21 protein-coding genes and 1 riboswitch are annotated in these 15,288 nt (G+C 40.0%); of the genes, 17 read left to right on the plus strand and 4 right to left on the minus strand.

Annotation, left to right across the window (positions count from 1 at the left end; genetic code table 11):
• Positions 1 to 13 precede the first annotated feature (13 nt).
• The 5 genes from phoU to AJGP001_RS07785 all read left to right on the plus strand — a co-directional run bounded on the left by phoU (position 14) and on the right by AJGP001_RS07785 (position 3,887).
• Positions 14 to 673, plus strand: a complete 660-nt coding sequence (gene phoU, locus AJGP001_RS07765; RefSeq protein WP_071154385.1) for a phosphate signaling complex protein PhoU — start codon at positions 14 to 16, stop codon at positions 671 to 673.
• 188 nt (positions 674 to 861) lie between these two features.
• Entirely contained in the window at positions 862 to 1,011 is a 150-nt protein-coding gene (rpmG, locus tag AJGP001_RS07770) for a 50S ribosomal protein L33 (RefSeq protein ID WP_006830468.1), read from the plus strand.
• Between the two features lie 65 nt (positions 1,012 to 1,076).
• A complete protein-coding gene (locus AJGP001_RS07775) occupies positions 1,077 to 1,652 on the plus strand; it encodes a 5-formyltetrahydrofolate cyclo-ligase (RefSeq protein ID WP_071154386.1) in 576 nt (191 codons plus the stop codon).
• Positions 1,649 to 1,846: a YqgQ family protein gene (locus tag AJGP001_RS07780; protein WP_058385525.1), complete on the plus strand. Its 198-nt coding sequence runs from the start codon at positions 1,649 to 1,651 to the stop codon at positions 1,844 to 1,846. The genes AJGP001_RS07775 and AJGP001_RS07780 overlap by 4 nt, the downstream gene beginning before the upstream one ends.
• Before the next feature lie 136 nt (positions 1,847 to 1,982).
• Positions 1,983 to 3,887 carry an LTA synthase family protein gene (locus tag AJGP001_RS07785; protein WP_078080353.1) on the plus strand — a complete coding sequence of 635 codons (1,905 nt, stop codon included), beginning with the start codon at positions 1,983 to 1,985 and terminating at the stop codon, positions 3,885 to 3,887.
• 83 nt (positions 3,888 to 3,970) lie between these two features.
• Here AJGP001_RS07785 and AJGP001_RS07790 read toward each other — a convergent pair whose 3' ends face one another.
• Positions 3,971 to 4,153: a DUF2759 domain-containing protein gene (locus tag AJGP001_RS07790; protein ID WP_058385523.1), complete on the minus strand. Its 183-nt coding sequence runs from the start codon at positions 4,151 to 4,153 to the stop codon at positions 3,971 to 3,973.
• Positions 4,154 to 4,303: 150 nt separating this feature from the next.
• On the opposite strand from AJGP001_RS07790, the gene AJGP001_RS07795 reads away from it, so the two are divergent.
• A complete protein-coding gene (locus tag AJGP001_RS07795; RefSeq protein ID WP_078080354.1) occupies positions 4,304 to 4,942 on the plus strand; it encodes an MBL fold metallo-hydrolase in 639 nt (212 codons plus the stop codon).
• 86 nt (positions 4,943 to 5,028) lie between these two features.
• Here AJGP001_RS07795 and AJGP001_RS07800 read toward each other — a convergent pair whose 3' ends face one another.
• Positions 5,029 to 5,271, minus strand: coding sequence for a DUF2626 domain-containing protein (locus tag AJGP001_RS07800; RefSeq protein ID WP_058385521.1), 243 nt, complete (start codon positions 5,269 to 5,271; stop codon positions 5,029 to 5,031).
• A 311-nt stretch (positions 5,272 to 5,582) separates the two neighbouring features.
• Here AJGP001_RS07800 and comGA point away from each other — a divergent pair, with 311 nt between their 5' ends.
• The 11 genes from comGA to gcvPB all read left to right on the plus strand — a co-directional run bounded on the left by comGA (position 5,583) and on the right by gcvPB (position 14,160).
• On the plus strand, positions 5,583 to 6,626 hold the full coding sequence (gene comGA / locus AJGP001_RS07805) for a competence type IV pilus ATPase ComGA (protein WP_071154387.1): 1,044 nt from the start codon (positions 5,583 to 5,585) through the stop codon (positions 6,624 to 6,626).
• Entirely contained in the window at positions 6,580 to 7,623 is a 1,044-nt protein-coding gene (gene comGB, locus AJGP001_RS07810) for a competence type IV pilus assembly protein ComGB (protein ID WP_071154388.1), read from the plus strand. Before comGA ends, comGB begins: the two co-directional genes overlap by 47 nt.
• A gap of 11 nt (positions 7,624 to 7,634) precedes the next feature.
• On the plus strand, positions 7,635 to 7,949 hold the full coding sequence (gene comGC / locus AJGP001_RS07815; RefSeq protein ID WP_071154389.1) for a competence type IV pilus major pilin ComGC: 315 nt from the start codon (positions 7,635 to 7,637) through the stop codon (positions 7,947 to 7,949).
• Positions 7,936 to 8,373 (plus strand): competence type IV pilus minor pilin ComGD, encoded by a 438-nt coding sequence (gene comGD / locus AJGP001_RS07820; protein ID WP_256204404.1) that lies wholly within the window; start codon positions 7,936 to 7,938, stop codon positions 8,371 to 8,373. Before comGC ends, comGD begins: the two co-directional genes overlap by 14 nt.
• Positions 8,374 to 8,398: 25 nt before the next feature.
• A complete protein-coding gene (locus AJGP001_RS07825) occupies positions 8,399 to 8,659 on the plus strand; it encodes a hypothetical protein (RefSeq protein WP_071154391.1) in 261 nt (86 codons plus the stop codon).
• Positions 8,647 to 9,090 carry a competence type IV pilus minor pilin ComGF gene (gene comGF, locus AJGP001_RS07830; RefSeq protein ID WP_071154392.1) on the plus strand — a complete coding sequence of 148 codons (444 nt, stop codon included), beginning with the start codon at positions 8,647 to 8,649 and terminating at the stop codon, positions 9,088 to 9,090. Before AJGP001_RS07825 ends, comGF begins: the two co-directional genes overlap by 13 nt.
• On the plus strand, positions 9,065 to 9,268 hold the full coding sequence (locus AJGP001_RS07835) for a hypothetical protein (RefSeq protein WP_071154393.1): 204 nt from the start codon (positions 9,065 to 9,067) through the stop codon (positions 9,266 to 9,268). Before comGF ends, AJGP001_RS07835 begins: the two co-directional genes overlap by 26 nt.
• A 22-nt stretch (positions 9,269 to 9,290) precedes the next feature.
• Positions 9,291 to 9,803 carry a shikimate kinase gene (locus AJGP001_RS07840; protein WP_071154394.1) on the plus strand — a complete coding sequence of 171 codons (513 nt, stop codon included), beginning with the start codon at positions 9,291 to 9,293 and terminating at the stop codon, positions 9,801 to 9,803.
• Between the two features lie 142 nt (positions 9,804 to 9,945).
• Positions 9,946 to 10,037, plus strand: a riboswitch (glycine riboswitch).
• 170 nt (positions 10,038 to 10,207) lie between these two features.
• Positions 10,208 to 11,308, plus strand: coding sequence for a glycine cleavage system aminomethyltransferase GcvT (gene gcvT, locus AJGP001_RS07845; RefSeq protein WP_071154395.1), 1,101 nt, complete (start codon positions 10,208 to 10,210; stop codon positions 11,306 to 11,308).
• Between the two features lie 28 nt (positions 11,309 to 11,336).
• On the plus strand, positions 11,337 to 12,704 hold the full coding sequence (gene gcvPA / locus AJGP001_RS07850) for an aminomethyl-transferring glycine dehydrogenase subunit GcvPA (RefSeq protein WP_071154396.1): 1,368 nt from the start codon (positions 11,337 to 11,339) through the stop codon (positions 12,702 to 12,704).
• The gene (gene gcvPB, locus AJGP001_RS07855) at positions 12,697 to 14,160 is read left to right on the plus strand and encodes an aminomethyl-transferring glycine dehydrogenase subunit GcvPB (RefSeq protein ID WP_071154397.1); all 1,464 of its coding nucleotides are present in this window, start codon (positions 12,697 to 12,699) and stop codon (positions 14,158 to 14,160) included. Before gcvPA ends, gcvPB begins: the two co-directional genes overlap by 8 nt.
• A gap of 264 nt (positions 14,161 to 14,424) precedes the next feature.
• Here gcvPB and AJGP001_RS07860 read toward each other — a convergent pair whose 3' ends face one another.
• Positions 14,425 to 14,622 (minus strand): hypothetical protein, encoded by a 198-nt coding sequence (locus tag AJGP001_RS07860; protein ID WP_177167599.1) that lies wholly within the window; start codon positions 14,620 to 14,622, stop codon positions 14,425 to 14,427.
• Between the two features lie 189 nt (positions 14,623 to 14,811).
• The gene (locus AJGP001_RS07865) at positions 14,812 to 15,195 is read right to left on the minus strand and encodes a rhodanese-like domain-containing protein (RefSeq protein WP_058385509.1); all 384 of its coding nucleotides are present in this window, start codon (positions 15,193 to 15,195) and stop codon (positions 14,812 to 14,814) included.
• Between the last annotated feature and the right edge of the window lie 93 nt (positions 15,196 to 15,288).

A 15,288-nucleotide genomic window follows, 5' to 3' on the forward strand; every position in this document is an offset into this window, starting at 1 on the left:
GGAGGTGGAATTTTTGTCAGTACGTGAAAAATTCGAATTTGAGTTAAATTCTGCGCAAGAAGAATTGGTGTCGTTGAGTACGATGGCGGTAAAGGCGTTAAATAAATCAATGGATGCACTTATGACGCAAGATGTGGATGCGGCACTCGAAGTGATTGAAGACGATAAGGATATCAACCAGTTAGAAGAGTTTATTAATGACCGTGTCATTTTATTGATTGCAAAGCAATCGCCAGTTGCTACCGATTTAAGGCGGTTAATCGTTACGATAAAAGTGGCGTCAGATATGGAACGTGTCGGTGATTATGCAGTAAATATTGCTAAAGAAACAATTCGCATTGGCAATCAACCATTATTGCCTCAAATAGCGCAAATTCAGCAAATGCAGAAGTTAGCGGTTGCAATGTTGCATCAAGTGATTGATGCGTTTGTCGAAGAAGATATCGTTAAAGCGAAAGAAATTGCTGAATTAGATGACCAAGTAGATGAATTGTACGGGGATGTAATTCGTAAATTGATACAAGCAGGTGGCGAAAACCCAGACAAGCTTGGCCAAATTACACAATTGGCATTTATCAGCCGCTATATGGAACGCTCAGCCGACCATGCGACTAATATCGCTGAACAATTGTTTTACTTGGTGCGCGGACAACATTACGATCTGAACAAATAAAAAGAACCAATCGACTATGAATAGCGACTGCAAAAAGCAAAAAGCTACTGGCATTTCTGTTTATTTAGAAAGGTTCAATAAAAATGGGATTTTACAGTAGACTTTGCCATGAGATATGCTATAATAATTAAGTCGTATAGATCACGCTTATTTACAAATGATCTTTGAAAGAATTAGGAGGGATACCGATGCGTGTTAACATCACTTTAGCTTGTACAGAATGTAGCGAACGTAACTACAGCACTGTTAAAAATAAGCGCAACAACCCTGAGCGTCTTGAAATGAAAAAATATTGCTCACGTGAAAAGAAAATGACAGTACACCGTGAAACGAAGTAATTCATTGATTGCCAAAACCTAATACGGGTTTTGGCTTTTTTCTTTTTAAAGGAGCTGGTGCGATTATGGATAAAAGAACACAACGAAAAAAAGTGCTAAGTTTACTTCAGGAAATGACAGCAACAGAATATAAACAGAAGTCGGCAATTATAGTCGACCGTTTACTGGAAGACCCTGCATTTTTAGCAGCCCAAACAATCGGTATAACAATTTCTGCATTCCCAGAAGTAGCTACATGGGACTTGATTGAAAAATGTTGGGGAAGGGGTAAACGAGTAGTCGTGCCGAAATGTCACCGGGTGAGCCGCACACTAGACTTCCATGCAATTGAGCACAAAAACCAGTTGGAAGTTGTCTATATGAACCTACAGGAACCGATCGTTTCAAAAACACTATACATAGAACCTAAAGACATTGATTTATTAATTGTACCGGGTGTAGTTTTTTCAAAAGAAGGCTTTAGAATCGGTTTTGGAGGAGGTTATTACGATCGTTTCTTAGCGAGTTTTTCTGGCGCTACACGTTCTTTAGCTTTCGACTGCCAGGTTGCGGAGTCGATACCTGTAGAACCGCATGATTTACCAGTTCAAAGGATTTTCACAGAAAGTAAAATTATTACTCCGAAGGCGGTGGATAGATGAAAAGCTTGTATGATGTGATGCAATTGTTAAAACGTTACGGGACAATTATTTATACGGCTGATTATAGTGCCGATCTTGGGTTGATGGAAGAAGAAATAAAAGAATTGTATCGCTTGCAATTTATCACTGCTAAAGAATACGCAACGGCAATGCTCATCTTACGCCAAAAAAAATCCGAATATGATAAAAAATAAATTCGTTTAACGAAACTTATTTTAGCTCTAGTCGTCTAAAATAAGGGATATTACTTCATATAAATTTATTAATCTTCTATACTGGATTATTAAGGCATGTTCGAAAAAATCACTGAGAATAGGAGGGTGTCTGGGAATGTTGAAAAAAGAATGGCCGAAACATTCAATTCTGGCAATTGCCATCATCGCCACTTGGCTAAAAACATACATTGTTTATAAGACCAGCTTTTCGATTACAATCGATAATTTATTGCAAGAATTTATCTTGTTCATTAATCCTTTGAGTATGTTGTTGTTTATTTATGGGGTCTCGTTATTTCTTAAAAGTGAGAAAGCCAAAAATCGTTATTTAGTGGCGGTCGCTGTGGTAACATCGATTGTCCTTTATGGAAACGTTGCATTTTACCGATTTTTTAGTGATTTTATCACGTTACCCGTGTTGTTTCAGACTGATAACTTTGGCGATTTAGGAGCAAGTGCCGCTGCGAGTATATTCTGGACAGATCTTTTTTACTTTACAGATGTCCTGATTATTTTAGTGGCGATTAAATTTGTCAAAGTAAAAACGGGTACAGCAAGCTCTTATTCTGTTCAGCGCAAAGCCTATTATGTATTGGCGCTTGCTGTTTTGTTTTTTAACTTAGGACTTGCTGAAGCAGAGCGTCCTCAATTGCTGACGCGTAGCTTTGATCGTGAGATGTTAGTAAAAAATTTAGGAATGTACAATTATCATTTATACGATATTTACATTCAGTCGAAATCACAGGCACAACGTGCATTAGCAGACGGTTCTGAGCTCGTTGAAGCCAATAGCTATGTGCGTGCTAATCAAATTGAGCCTTCAGAAGACATGAAAGGAATTGCTGAGGGACGTAATTTGATTGTCGTGACTTTGGAATCTTTGCAGAGCTTTGCTATCAACGAAGAAATGAATGGGCAAACCATAACACCGTTCCTTAATTCGTTAACAAAAGATCAAGATACAATTTATTTTGAGAATTTTTATCACCAAACAGGGTTAGGTAAAACATCAGATTCAGAATTTCTACTTGAAAATTCTCTTTATCCATTGAGTGGTGGCGCGGTGTTCTTTACACATAGCGGTAATACATTCAATTCAATGGCTGAAAGTCTTGGCAATGAAGGCTATTCTACAAATGTTCAACACGCCAACACGAAAAGTTTTTGGAACCGAGATATTATGTATGAATCGTTAAATATCGATGAGTTTTACGATATTGAAAGTTATGAGATTGCAGAAGGTCAAGCAGTCAATTGGGGCATGAAGGACATTCCATTTATGGAGCAGTCCGTTGATCATATGACTGAAATGCAGCAACCTTTTTATAGCCGATTGCTGACGCTGACAAATCATCATCCATTTACTTTAGATGAAGAAGATAAATTGATTGATGAATACGATTCAAATTCAGGTACGTTAAATCGTTATTTCCAAACTTCACGTTATTTAGACGAATCTGTAAAAGTTCTTTTTGAAGAATTAAAAGAAAAAGGCTTATACGAAAACTCCATTATTGTTATGTATGGGGATCATTACGGAATTTCCGAAAACCACAATGAGGCCATGACGCAATATCTTGGAGAAGAAGTGACAGATTTCACTTCTGCTGAATTGCAGAAAGTGCCTTTCTTTGTACACATCCCCGGCTACGGTAAAGGGGATGTTGACGATGAAGTTGGTGGACAAATCGATATGCGTCCAACGATCATGAATTTGATGGGCATGGATACATCAAAAGACATTCAGTTCGGTGGAGACTTATTCTCAGAAGAACACGAGGAACTGGTGATATTCCGTGATGGTCGACTCGTAACTGATGAAGTCGTATATGCGGGCAATGTTTGTTACGATAAAGAAACCGGTGAACCAACTGAACAAGAGTTATGTGCACCATTTATCGAACAGGCATTTACAGAGCTGGAATATTCGGAGTCAATTATTAACGGAGATTTGTTGCGTTTTTACGATGAAGAAGATGGCCAACTGACTACTATTCCAGATGTCGAATTAAAACAATAAAAAGAGAGAGTGCGCAGAGCGTACTCTCTTTTTTTATTGCATGAAAAAAGCTACTGCATTTAACGGCAGTAGCTTTTCTCTGATTAATGAAGGCTTGGTGGATAACCTTGTGTGATAAGTGTAGCGACAGTAAATGCGCCAAAAATCACAAAAGTTCCGAAGTTAAAAAGAAAACCAAGGACTTCTTTGTTTTTAAGCGTTTGTACAGTGCCGATTGCTGCAAGAATTGCAATAAGTCCAAAAATAACTAATAACATCCAACTCATCGATGACACTCCCTTCAACTTTAACAGCCAGTGCCGCTTTGTTCTCTTTATATTGTAAAGATAATCAGCTGTTTTGTCGAGGATAAAAAGTGTCCGTATCTTGACAGTATGGAGAGAACAGCATGTTATAATTGAAGGGAGGTGAAGAAAATGTTAAAAATAGATCAATTAGAGTTAGGACCCATTCAAACAAATTGTTATATCATATCGAATGACCAGAGAGAATGTCTAATTTTTGATCCGGGAGAAGAAAGTGCAAAAATTGAAGCAGTGGTAAAAAAGAAAAACTTCAAACCAATTGCTATCCTTCTGACTCATGCTCACTTTGACCATATCGGAGCAGTTGACGACATCCGTGACAGGTATTCAATCCCAGTTTATCTGCACGACTTGGAGAAAGAGTGGTTGAGCCGACCCAATTTAAATGGTTCAGGGAAATATCCAGCTGTGCCTGATTACCGAATTAAAGACGCAGATATTTTGCTGACAAATGAAAAAAAGTTGCAGATTAGTTCTTTCAAAATTGATGTTTTTCATACCCCTGGGCATTCTCCAGGCAGCGTCAGTTTTTCATTTGGCGACGAAGGCTTTGCAATTGTTGGCGATACCATTTTCCGTGGCAGTATTGGTCGTACGGATTTAATAGACGGTTCTGAGAAAAAGCTTCTGAAATCCATTCAAGACTCCTTGTTGACACTTCCTAAACAGATGATCCTTTATCCTGGTCACGGCGTGGAAACGACCCCTGAGCAAGAAATGAACAGCAATCCATTCCTTACTGGGTTGTAAAGAGACGAAGAATTGCTAGAGTTTACAAAAAAACAAAAGGTGTATCGGATTTTTCCGATACACCTTTTGTTTTTTATTCGTGTTGATTAATGTCCAGCACCAGGAATGTGGATGAACGTTGAGTAGTACGTGAAGCCTACGAAAAATACTGTTAGGTAGGCGCCAAAAATATACAAATACATGCGTTCAGAAATATTTAAAAATCCAAGAAGAACAAAAAATCCGGTGTTAGCGACCATTAATAATGATACTTCAACCATATCGCCTACATAAAAGAGAACTGCAAATATACCAGTCCACCATCCCATTAATTTGAACATATTATTCATGGGTAATCCCTCCTTTGCCACAACACAATAATCTCTCATTCATTATATAGGAAACAGAGTGATTGTGTAAACAGCGAGTTCATCTTTCTTTGTGACAAACAGGTGTACGGGTGAGAGCGCTTGAGTATTTCAAAAAAATATACGAACCTGTTCTTCGACAGAAAAATAAATCCCTTCAAATATGAGATTTAGCCCGAATTCGGAGGTCAAAATTTTATTTTGACAAAAACTATTTCTTTCTTAAAAAGAGCTAGTTATACTATGGGGGAACAGAGCGGCAGCCTTTGTTCAAACCGAAACTGGAGGTGGATATGCAATCGATTATCGAACGTCGCTGTGTAGACCTTTTGCATGATGCGGCAAAAAATGATACTACGGACATTCATATTAAACCCGAACCATCCTGCTATACTGTGTCGTACCGCTCGTTCCAGAACCTGCGGCAAGTAACACAACTCCCCTTTGATTTGGGTGATCGCATGATTGCTTATTTCAAATATTTATCCCTTTTAGACATGAGTGAAAGAAGAAAACCCCAAACCGGCTCATTCGAACTCTCCATTAACGAACAATCTCATTATTTTCGAATTTCCACTTTGCCTTCTGTGTTAACGAAAGAAAGCATTGTTATACGAATCATGGCAGACGACAATGCTCAATCCATTCATCAGCTGGCTGCTTTTCGTGACTCGGCTCGGTTATTGGAGAAATTGGCCGAGGCATCTCAAGGGCTTATTTTACTAACCGGCCCAACTGGGTGTGGCAAATCAACCACTTTATACGCGTTGCTAAAACATTGTGCTGAAAAGTTGAACCGTAACATCATCACGCTTGAGGATCCTGTGGAACGAAAAAATCAAGCAATTTTGCAAATTCAAGTTAATGAAAAAGCCGGCCTTAGCTATGCTGCAGGGTTAAAAGCGATTCTCAGGCATGATCCTGACATTATTATGATTGGGGAAATACGTGATGCCGAGACGGCTCAAATTGCGGTACGCGCAGCTTTAACAGGTCATTTGGTTTTTTCCACTATTCACGCTAGACATTCTGTTGGCTGTCTACACCGATTGCATGATTTGGGTGTCTCTTTTGAAGACATGTCACAGACTTTAGTGGCGGTATCTGCTCAGAAAATAATTCCGACGTTTTCTGATAGTAAACAATCAGAACCTTGTCACCGTGCACTGTATGAAATCCTTGAAGGTGAACGATTACAAGATGCTCTACTGTCAGCGAATTTGAAAAAACCCTATGAATTGCCAGATTCTCTGTCATTTAGTGGACAGATTCGGGAAGGGGTGAAAATTGGTGCGATTCAAGCTTCTTATGCGCTCCGACAAGATTCATCTTCGTGACCGTGAGCAATTTCTAACGCGTCTCGCAGTTTTAATGAAAGAGGGCTATTTACTACCAGTTGCGCTGACGTTATTGTTGCCGATGCATACATCGAAATTTGAAGAAACATTGAACGGAATGACGGGTATTTTAAAAGGAGGCGGTAATGCTGCTGAAATCCTAAAGTTTTTGGGGTTTAAGGATCATGTATTATTTCCTGTGGAAATCGCAGAATATCATGGGCGATTACCGGAATCGATAGACAGTATTGCAAAGAGTTTTGCACGCACGGAGCAAGTGCAGAAAAAGTTGAAAAATATTTTAATTTATCCTGTCTCTTTGCTGATTTTTACTTCAATTTTATTTTTGTTTTTTCGGACTAGTTATGTGCCGAATTTAACGGCAATGATGAAATCATTGCAGTCAGGAGATGGAGAAACGGGAATTCCTGCTTATTTGCTTAGTCTGCCGGATTTCTTCATTGCGTTTTTTGCAATAGCGGCCTTTTCGATATACGTATTCAGGCTATTGCTGAAAAAACAGCCAGTTCAGCGTCAAATTAACTGGTTGCTGGCCATTCCAGTCATTAGAAGCTTTGTGAAGTTGTACTGGTCACACCTATTGGCTCGGGAACTCGGCACTTTGTTACACAGCGGTATTTCCATGCAAGAATCACTCGATTTGCTGCAGCGTCAGAACTACCATAAGATTATTCAATTTATGACGCGGTTATCACATGAAGAATTGATGATGGGACAAACTTTTTCTGTATCGCTCCATCGCTTTTCGTTTGTCTCGAAAGATATGGCTGCTTTTGTTCACCACGGTGAAATGACCGGTTATTTGGGCAAAGAACTAATTCTTTACAGCGAAGTATTAATGGAGCGTATTGAACTGCAAACACAACAATTATTGCGGATTATCCAGCCGAGTTTTTTTATTATGATTGCGGTCTGTATTGTAGGCGCTTATTTAGCAATCTTGATGCCGATGTATAACTTAGTCCACACCATTTGAGGAGGAAAAACATGCGATTATTAAAAAATCAAAGAGGATTTACATTAATTGAAATGCTAATTGTTATGTTAATTATTACGGTGCTAATTGCAATCGCTATTCCAAACGTTACGAAACAATCATCAGCAGTAGATGAAAAAGGGTGTAAAGCATTTGTGCAGATGGTTCAAGGCCAAGTTGAATCTTATCGAATGGACTTAAAGGTAATTCCGACTTTGCCGCAGCTTGTATCAGCAGGTTATTTAAAAACTGGAGAAACCGATTGTCCAAATGGCGACGTGATAAGTATTGCAGTTGATGGGGTGGTGACATCTGCCAAACCTTAAAGAACGTGGGTTTACTTTACTAGAAATGTTGCTGGTGCTTACTGTCTTAATGACGATTGTTTCCATTCTGATTCCAAGCTACCAGGCTTTCACTACTCAAAAAGAAGAACAACAATTTTTTGATATTCTTCAACAAGATATCTATTATGCACAAAGTCAAAGTTATTCTTTAGGGAAAACGTCAAAAATTATTTTCAGGGAAGAGAAAGGGACGTACGAAATATTTACAGATCTTCAAATGGTCGTTGTGTCCAGAAAGATGCCAGTGTCGGTGTCTTTGAAGAAAACGAGTAACCTCACTGAAATTTATTTCAATTCAAATGGCTCAGTCGTTCAGTCTGGGACGTTCCGTTTTGCGACGAGTCGCGGAGAAAAGGCATTGGTGGTTCATCTTGGAAGAGGGAGAGTGGTGTTTTCTGAATGATAGAGGAGTTTCTTGGGCAGAAACTATGGTTAGCCTATCCATCGTATTCATCATTTTTGGTAGTTTACTTCCAGTGATGATAGGGGTTCAGCAAAGTCTCCAGGTAAAAAAAGAACGCGTTAGCGCTTATGAAACCTTACATGAAGCAGCAAGAGAAATCTCGACGGGTGTAATTCAAGGGCAGCGCGTCGTTAATGGCATTGTCTATAGTTGGCAAGTAACGGATCAGTTATGTGTTGATTATGCAGATTATAAAGGAGAGCGTGAACAACTATGCATCGATTAGTTCGGCTAGATGAAAAAGGATTTTCATTTTTGACAGCTATTTTTGATTTGCTGGTATTGCTGTTGATGCTGCCGCTAATTGTGTTGTTTTTCGGCTTCGCTATTGGTTTTGCGAAAGACTTGGATCCTCATAGAGCAGAATGGCAGCTTTTCGCGATTGATTTACAAAGTTATTTAAATCGTAGTGACTCGATTGAAATTATCAATGGAGGCAGTGGGATTCGTATTGCCCAAATGGGGGAGGAATTTGACATTGAACTCTACACGGATATGATTCGCAAACAAAAAAATAGAAAAGGTCACGAGGTGATGTTAACTCGTGTTCGTCAGAGTCACTTTTCGCTGGTCGGTAACAAGCTGAAGGTTCAGACCGAATTCTTGAGCGGAAACACGGAAGAGGCTGAATATGTTTTTACGCAACCTAAAAAATGAAAAAGGGGCTGTTTATCCAATTGCAATCGTCTTTTTCATGTTTGCTTTGCTGCTGTTATCTCATACCTTAGCGCTCTATTCCATCCAATATAAAACGTATGATGGTTTGGAAAATGCGCATAGACATGCTACGATACAACTACTAAAGGAATTTGAGCAAAATAAAATACCTGAGTAGAGGTAAGTATCGGGTGGGTAGGATGAACAGAATATATATGATTGGATTTATGGGCTGCGGAAAAAGCGCGGTCGGCAGAAGGCTAAGCTTTCTGCTAAAACTGCCCTTCTATGACATGGACAAGGAAATTGTTCGTCAGACAGGCAAAACGATTCCGGAAATCTTTGAAGAGCATGGCGAAGAATATTTTCGGGAACTAGAAACGCAATTTTTGCAAAATTTTAAAAATGATCATTGCATCATCTCTACAGGTGGTGGCGTCACCATGCGAAAAGCTAATCAAAAAATCATGAGAAACACAGGCTTGGTATTGTTTTTAGATGCGCCGTTTCGGGAAATTTGGCGGCGTATTCATAGGGATCCGAACCGTCCGATTGTCCGCCAATCGACTCGCGAAGAAATTGAGGAATTGCATAAAGCCCGCTATCGTGATTATAAGCAGACGGCGCATATCACGATTCGTACCGAATTTCGAACGTTACGACAAATTACACAATACGCTTCTTTTCAAGTAAAACGTTTAAAAGGCGAATGATTTGATTTTAATTAATCAAATCATTCGCCTTTTGTCCTATTAAAGAAAAAAGATTGCGCTTTCTGACGATCAATGTTAGGATATATTCAAAGTTATACTATTCTGTATAACGGTTTGGACCAATCAATTTTGATTTGGGCGGATGATTGTACGAGGAGAGAACGCGGAAGCGTCGCCGAAGGAGCAAATAACAGAAGTTATGAATCTCTCAGGCAAAAAGACTCGGACAGGACGCATCTCTGGAGAATGCTGCATGTCAGCTACCAACGAGGAAAGCCATTACGGTAAACTTTCAGGTTCCAGGACAGAGATTTCCCTTTATAGGGAAATCTCTGTCCTTTTTTCGTGCCCAGATGTCTCTTGGAACTGGCCGATAGGAAGTTGAGAAATAAGGAGGAAAATCATTGGCACAGTTAAAGCGTACACCTCTGTTTGAAACGTATTCGAAATATGGTGGCAAAACAATTGATTTTGGCGGTTGGGAACTGCCCGTGCAATTTTCGAGCATTAAAGAAGAACATGAAGCAGTTAGAACAAAAGTAGGTCTTTTTGATGTGTCACATATGGGTGAAATTTTTGTCACAGGAGCAGATAGTTTAGACTATCTTCAACACCTTGTCACAAATGATGTCTCTAAAATTCAAGATGGGCAAGCGCAATATACAGCAATGTGTTACGAAGACGGTGGCACAGTAGATGACTTGCTAATTTATAAGTTAGCAGATCAACATTATTTATTGGTTGTGAATGCCTCTAATATAGAGAAGGATTTTGAATGGATGGAAAAAGCGAAAACGGGTGACGTTATATTGGATAATGCCTCTGAACGCTATGGTTTATTGGCTCTGCAAGGTCCTTTAGCTGAAAAGGTACTTCAGCGTTTAACAGAAGAAAATCTTTCAGCCATTAAACCTTTCCGCTTTAAACAAGATATTGAAGTTGCGGGACAACAAGTGATTTTGTCGCGCACTGGTTACACGGGCGAAAATGGTTTTGAACTATACGCAGCTCCCGAATCTCTACTTGTTCTTTGGGATGAAATTTTGTCTGAAGGTGAACCAGAAGGTATTGTGCCTGTAGGTCTTGGTGCACGTGATACATTGCGCTTTGAAGCCTGCCTTGCTTTATACGGCCAAGAATTGACTAAAGACATAACGCCACTAGAAGCCGGTATTAATTTTGTTGTGAAATTGAAAAAAGAGCAAGATTTTATTGGTAAAAAAGCATTGACTGTTCAAAAAGAAGCAGGAGTGCCACGTAAATTAGTAGGTATTGAAATGATTGACAAAGGCATTCCGCGTCATGGCTATACGGTATATGCAGGAGATCAAAAAATTGGTGAAGTGACAACTGGTACTCAATCGCCAACACTTAAGAAGAATATCGGGTTAGCGCTAGTTTCAAGTGACTATGCTGAACTCGGAATTGAATTAGAAGTTGAAATTCGCGGCAAACGACTAAAAGCAACAACAGTACAAACGCCATTTTATAAACGATCCAACTAAATTTAACTTGAAAAGGGGACAGCGCTCAATGAAACATCGCTATTTACCAATGACGGCTCAAGACGAAAAAGAAATGCTGGAAACGATCGGCATCAACTCAATTGATGAATTATTCTCGGACATTCCAGAAAACGTGCGCTTTAAAGGTGAATACAACATTAAGGCCGCCAAATCAGAATCTTCGTTAACGAAAGAATTGGCACAGCTTGCTGCTCGAAATGCTGATACGAACCGCTATGCGTCGTTTTTAGGTGCAGGCGTCTATGACCATTACAAGCCAATTATTGTGGATCACGTTATTTCGCGCTCTGAGTTTTATACAGCATATACACCGTATCAGCCAGAAATCTCACAAGGGGAATTACAAGCTATTTTTGAATTCCAAACAATGATTAGTGAATTGACGGGCATGGATATTGCTAATTCGTCCATGTATGACGGCGGTACAGCGCTTGCCGAAGCGGGTATGCTTGCTGCAGGACACACAAAGCGCAAGAAAATCCTTGTGTCACGTGCAGTTCATCCGGAATCACGTGACGTTGTCCGTACGTATGCTCTTGGTCAGTCGATCGAAGTTATTGAGATTCCATTAAAAGATGGTCATACAGATTTAGACGCATTACAAGAAATGATGGATGAAAACGTTGCAACAGTGATGATTCAATACCCGAACTTTTTCGGACAGGTTGAAAACTTGAAAGAAATTGAGCCGATTGTTCACGCATCAGGCGCATTACTAGCTGTTTCTTCAAATCCATTAGCGCTTGGTGCATTAACTTCACCAGGTCAACTTGGGGCAGATATCACAGTAGGAGACGCACAGCCTTTTGGTATTCCTGAAGCATACGGCGGACCTCATTGTGGCTATTTCGCTGTAACAAAAAAATTAATGCGTAAAGTTCCAGGCCGTTTGGTCGGTGAAACAACAGACGAAGAAGGTCGTCGTGGCTTTGTTTTAACATTGCAGGCACGTGAACAGCATATTCGTCGTGATAAAGCGACATCAAATATTTGTTCAAACCAAGCGTTAAACGCATTAGCGGCTTCTGTTGCTATGACCGCACTTGGCAAAGTGGGGACGCAAGAAATTGCAAAACAAAATATTAAAAAGACACATTATATGAAACAACAATTGAAAAAAGCAGGTCTTGAAATTGCATTTGAAGGCGCACACTTTAACGAAGTCGTGGTTAAAACCGAAGAACCTGTTAAGCAGTTAAATGACCGCTTATTTGAAAAAGGCATGATCGGAGGCTATGACCTTGGGCTCAGCTTTGATGAATTTCAAGATCATATGCTAGTTGCGGTTACGGAACAACGAACTAGAGAAGAGATTGATGCATTCGTACAGGAAATTGCTGCAAAAGTGAAGGAAGCGGGGGCTACTCATGCATAAAGATAACCAAGCGTTAATTTTTGAACTGACTAAAGAAGGCCGCGTTGGTTATAGCTTGCCAACACTTGATGTACCTGAAATTGACTTGAGCGAATTATTACCGAACGATTTAATTCGGACACAAGCAGCAGAACTACCGGAAGTGTCAGAACTGGATATTATGCGTCACTATACAGCGCTATCGAACCGTAACCACGGGGTGGATTCTGGATTTTATCCACTAGGATCTTGCACAATGAAATACAATCCGAAAATCAACGAAACTATCGCTCGTTACCCAGGATTTGCTAATATTCATCCATTACAAGATGAGAAAACTGTTCAAGGTGCTCTTGCGTTGATGTTTGATCTTCAAGAGCATCTAAAAGAAATTACGGGTATGGATGAAGTTACTTTGCAGCCTGCTGCAGGTGCACATGGTGAGTGGACAGGATTAATGATGATTCGGGCTTATCACGAAGCACGTGGGGATTTTAAACGCACAAAAGTTATTGTTCCAGATTCAGCGCACGGCACAAACCCGGCGTCAGCAACTGTTGCCGGATTCGAAACCGTAACGGTAAAATCTAGCGATAAAGGTCTCGTAGATTTGGAAGACTTGAAGCGCGTTGTTGGGGATGACACAGCGGCATTGATGCTGACAAATCCGAATACGCTTGGCTTGTTTGAAGAACAAATTTTGGAAATGGCAGCTATTATTCACGAAGTCGGCGGTAAGCTTTATTATGACGGCGCTAACTTGAATGCAGTTATGTCAAAAGCACGTCCAGGAGACATGGGCTTTGACGTGGTTCACTTGAACTTACACAAAACCTTCACAGGACCCCACGGTGGTGGTGGACCTGGATCTGGCCCAGTTGGTGTGAAAAATGACTTGTTGCCATACTTACCAAAACCAGTATTAGTGAAAAAAGACGATGCTTATACGTTCGATTATGACCGTCCAGATTCAATCGGCCGTGTTAAGCCGTTCTACGGAAATTTCGGAATCAATGTGCGTGCTTATACGTATATTCGTTCTATGGGACCAGACGGCCTGAAGGCTGTAACAGAATACGCGGTATTAAATGCCAACTACATGATGCGCAGATTGCAGCCGCATTTTGATTTGCCATACGACCGTCATTGCAAGCATGAATTTGTTTTAAGTGGTCGTCGTCAAAAGAAACTGGGTGTTCGCACATTAGATATGGCGAAACGCTTACTTGACTTTGGCTATCACCCACCAACAATCTACTTCCCGTTAAATGTTGAAGAAGGCATGATGATCGAACCAACCGAAACAGAATCGAAAGAAACATTGGATGCTTTTATAGACGCGATGATTCAAATTGCGAAAGAAGTAGAAGAAAATCCAGAAATCGTTCAAAATGCACCACATACGACGGTGATCAATCGTCTAGATGAAACAAAAGCAGCACGTCATCCCGTGCTTCGCTACACGAAAGTCGAGTAAATTTTAAAAAGAAGGAGTTGTCTTAAAAGGTCGTGAAAAACGACTTTTTGAGTACAACCCTTTTTTCCTGCTGAAGAACAGTGTGTCAGCCGCTTTTTGTCTCACCCAGTCGAACCGTTTTCATTGTCATCAGCCATGTTGACTCTAAAAATAAAAAAAGCGTTCATTTCTATAAAATGGAAGAAAAAGTAGCACTTGCAGATAGATTGATGAGGTAGATTGGTGACAAATGTAAAATCAACGTAGAAAGTGCCTTCGGTCCCATCAAAAGCAATCGCCCATTTTGGAAATCTCATCTAAAAAATCCGGCAAAGTCGAAATCACCTTTAAGTCCAGTTGATAGGATTTAACTTGCTGTTGAAGCATCTGCACAAATGCTTCACACCCTTTTTCATCTACTGCTGATGATTGTTTCGTAACGCTTGGAATAGCGGTCGCAATTAGCACCGTAATCATCATCATATCTGAAGGTGATTTTAAAAACAGGCAGAGACTTAGGAGCCAGCCCTTTCTTTGCTTCTGACTATATAAGGTACAATCCCTTAAATAATTGCCTGGCCGGCGGGTGAGCTGCTTTCACAGCATATCCTCGTCAATATCTGTAATAAATATAAAAAGGCCTTCCAGCGATGTGGAAGGCCTTTTTAATGATTAGACTTTGGCTTTTATTTTGCCAGTCCATTGTTTGAATCCGCCTTGCAATTGGAACAATTGGTTATAGCCTTTTTTCTTTAGGAAAATGGCGACTCGTCCGCTGCGAGCTCCGTTCTGGTCGTATAAGTAGACCGGCTTGTCTTCGCGAATTTCCTTATAACGCTGGCGCAATTGTGATTGCGGAATATTGCGAGCTCCAAGGATATGACCTGCTGCAAAATCCTTTGGCTCGCGCACGTCGATTAATTGAGCTTTGCGGTAGCCTTCAATAAACTGTTCCTGTGTCAAGTTAGTGACAGTTTTTTTAATGCGAAAATAAGTAATCACCGCGTAAATGATGATGGCTAACAGTATTGCGATCGTAATATACAAAAATTCCAATGGTCTTGCCCCTTTCTACTCTTCTTTTATTATAAGAGAAGAGATGACGGATATTCAATGCCAATGTTACACTAATTATCGGAAATAGGAGGC

This window comes from Planococcus faecalis (assembly GCF_002009235.1).
Classification (GTDB): Bacteria; Bacillota; Bacilli; order Bacillales_A; family Planococcaceae; genus Planococcus; species Planococcus kocurii.

Bases quoted from the DNA above. Each gene is read 5' to 3' on its own strand.
- AJGP001_RS07790 (WP_058385523.1), bottom strand. From the start codon at position 4,153: ATGAGTTGGATGTTATTAGTTATTTTTGGACTTATTGCAATTCTTGCA.
- AJGP001_RS07835 (WP_071154393.1), top strand. From the start codon at position 9,065: ATGTTTTTACGCAACCTAAAAAATGAAAAAGGGGCTGTTTATCCAATT.
- AJGP001_RS07775 (WP_071154386.1), top strand. From the start codon at position 1,077: ATGGATAAAAGAACACAACGAAAAAAAGTGCTAAGTTTACTTCAGGAA.
- comGF (WP_071154392.1), top strand. From the start codon at position 8,647: ATGCATCGATTAGTTCGGCTAGATGAAAAAGGATTTTCATTTTTGACA.
- rpmG (WP_006830468.1), top strand. From the start codon at position 862: ATGCGTGTTAACATCACTTTAGCTTGTACAGAATGTAGCGAACGTAAC.
- AJGP001_RS07825 (WP_071154391.1), top strand. From the start codon at position 8,399: ATGGTTAGCCTATCCATCGTATTCATCATTTTTGGTAGTTTACTTCCA.
- gcvPA (WP_071154396.1), top strand. From the start codon at position 11,337: ATGAAACATCGCTATTTACCAATGACGGCTCAAGACGAAAAAGAAATG.
- AJGP001_RS07840 (WP_071154394.1), top strand. From the start codon at position 9,291: ATGAACAGAATATATATGATTGGATTTATGGGCTGCGGAAAAAGCGCG.
- comGA (WP_071154387.1), top strand. From the start codon at position 5,583: ATGCAATCGATTATCGAACGTCGCTGTGTAGACCTTTTGCATGATGCG.
- AJGP001_RS07795 (WP_078080354.1), top strand. From the start codon at position 4,304: ATGTTAAAAATAGATCAATTAGAGTTAGGACCCATTCAAACAAATTGT.
- AJGP001_RS07800 (WP_058385521.1), bottom strand. From the start codon at position 5,271: ATGAATAATATGTTCAAATTAATGGGATGGTGGACTGGTATATTTGCA.
- AJGP001_RS07780 (WP_058385525.1), top strand. From the start codon at position 1,649: ATGAAAAGCTTGTATGATGTGATGCAATTGTTAAAACGTTACGGGACA.
- AJGP001_RS07860 (WP_177167599.1), bottom strand. From the start codon at position 14,622: ATGATGATGATTACGGTGCTAATTGCGACCGCTATTCCAAGCGTTACG.
- comGC (WP_071154389.1), top strand. From the start codon at position 7,635: ATGCGATTATTAAAAAATCAAAGAGGATTTACATTAATTGAAATGCTA.
- AJGP001_RS07785 (WP_078080353.1), top strand. From the start codon at position 1,983: ATGTTGAAAAAAGAATGGCCGAAACATTCAATTCTGGCAATTGCCATC.
- gcvPB (WP_071154397.1), top strand. From the start codon at position 12,697: ATGCATAAAGATAACCAAGCGTTAATTTTTGAACTGACTAAAGAAGGC.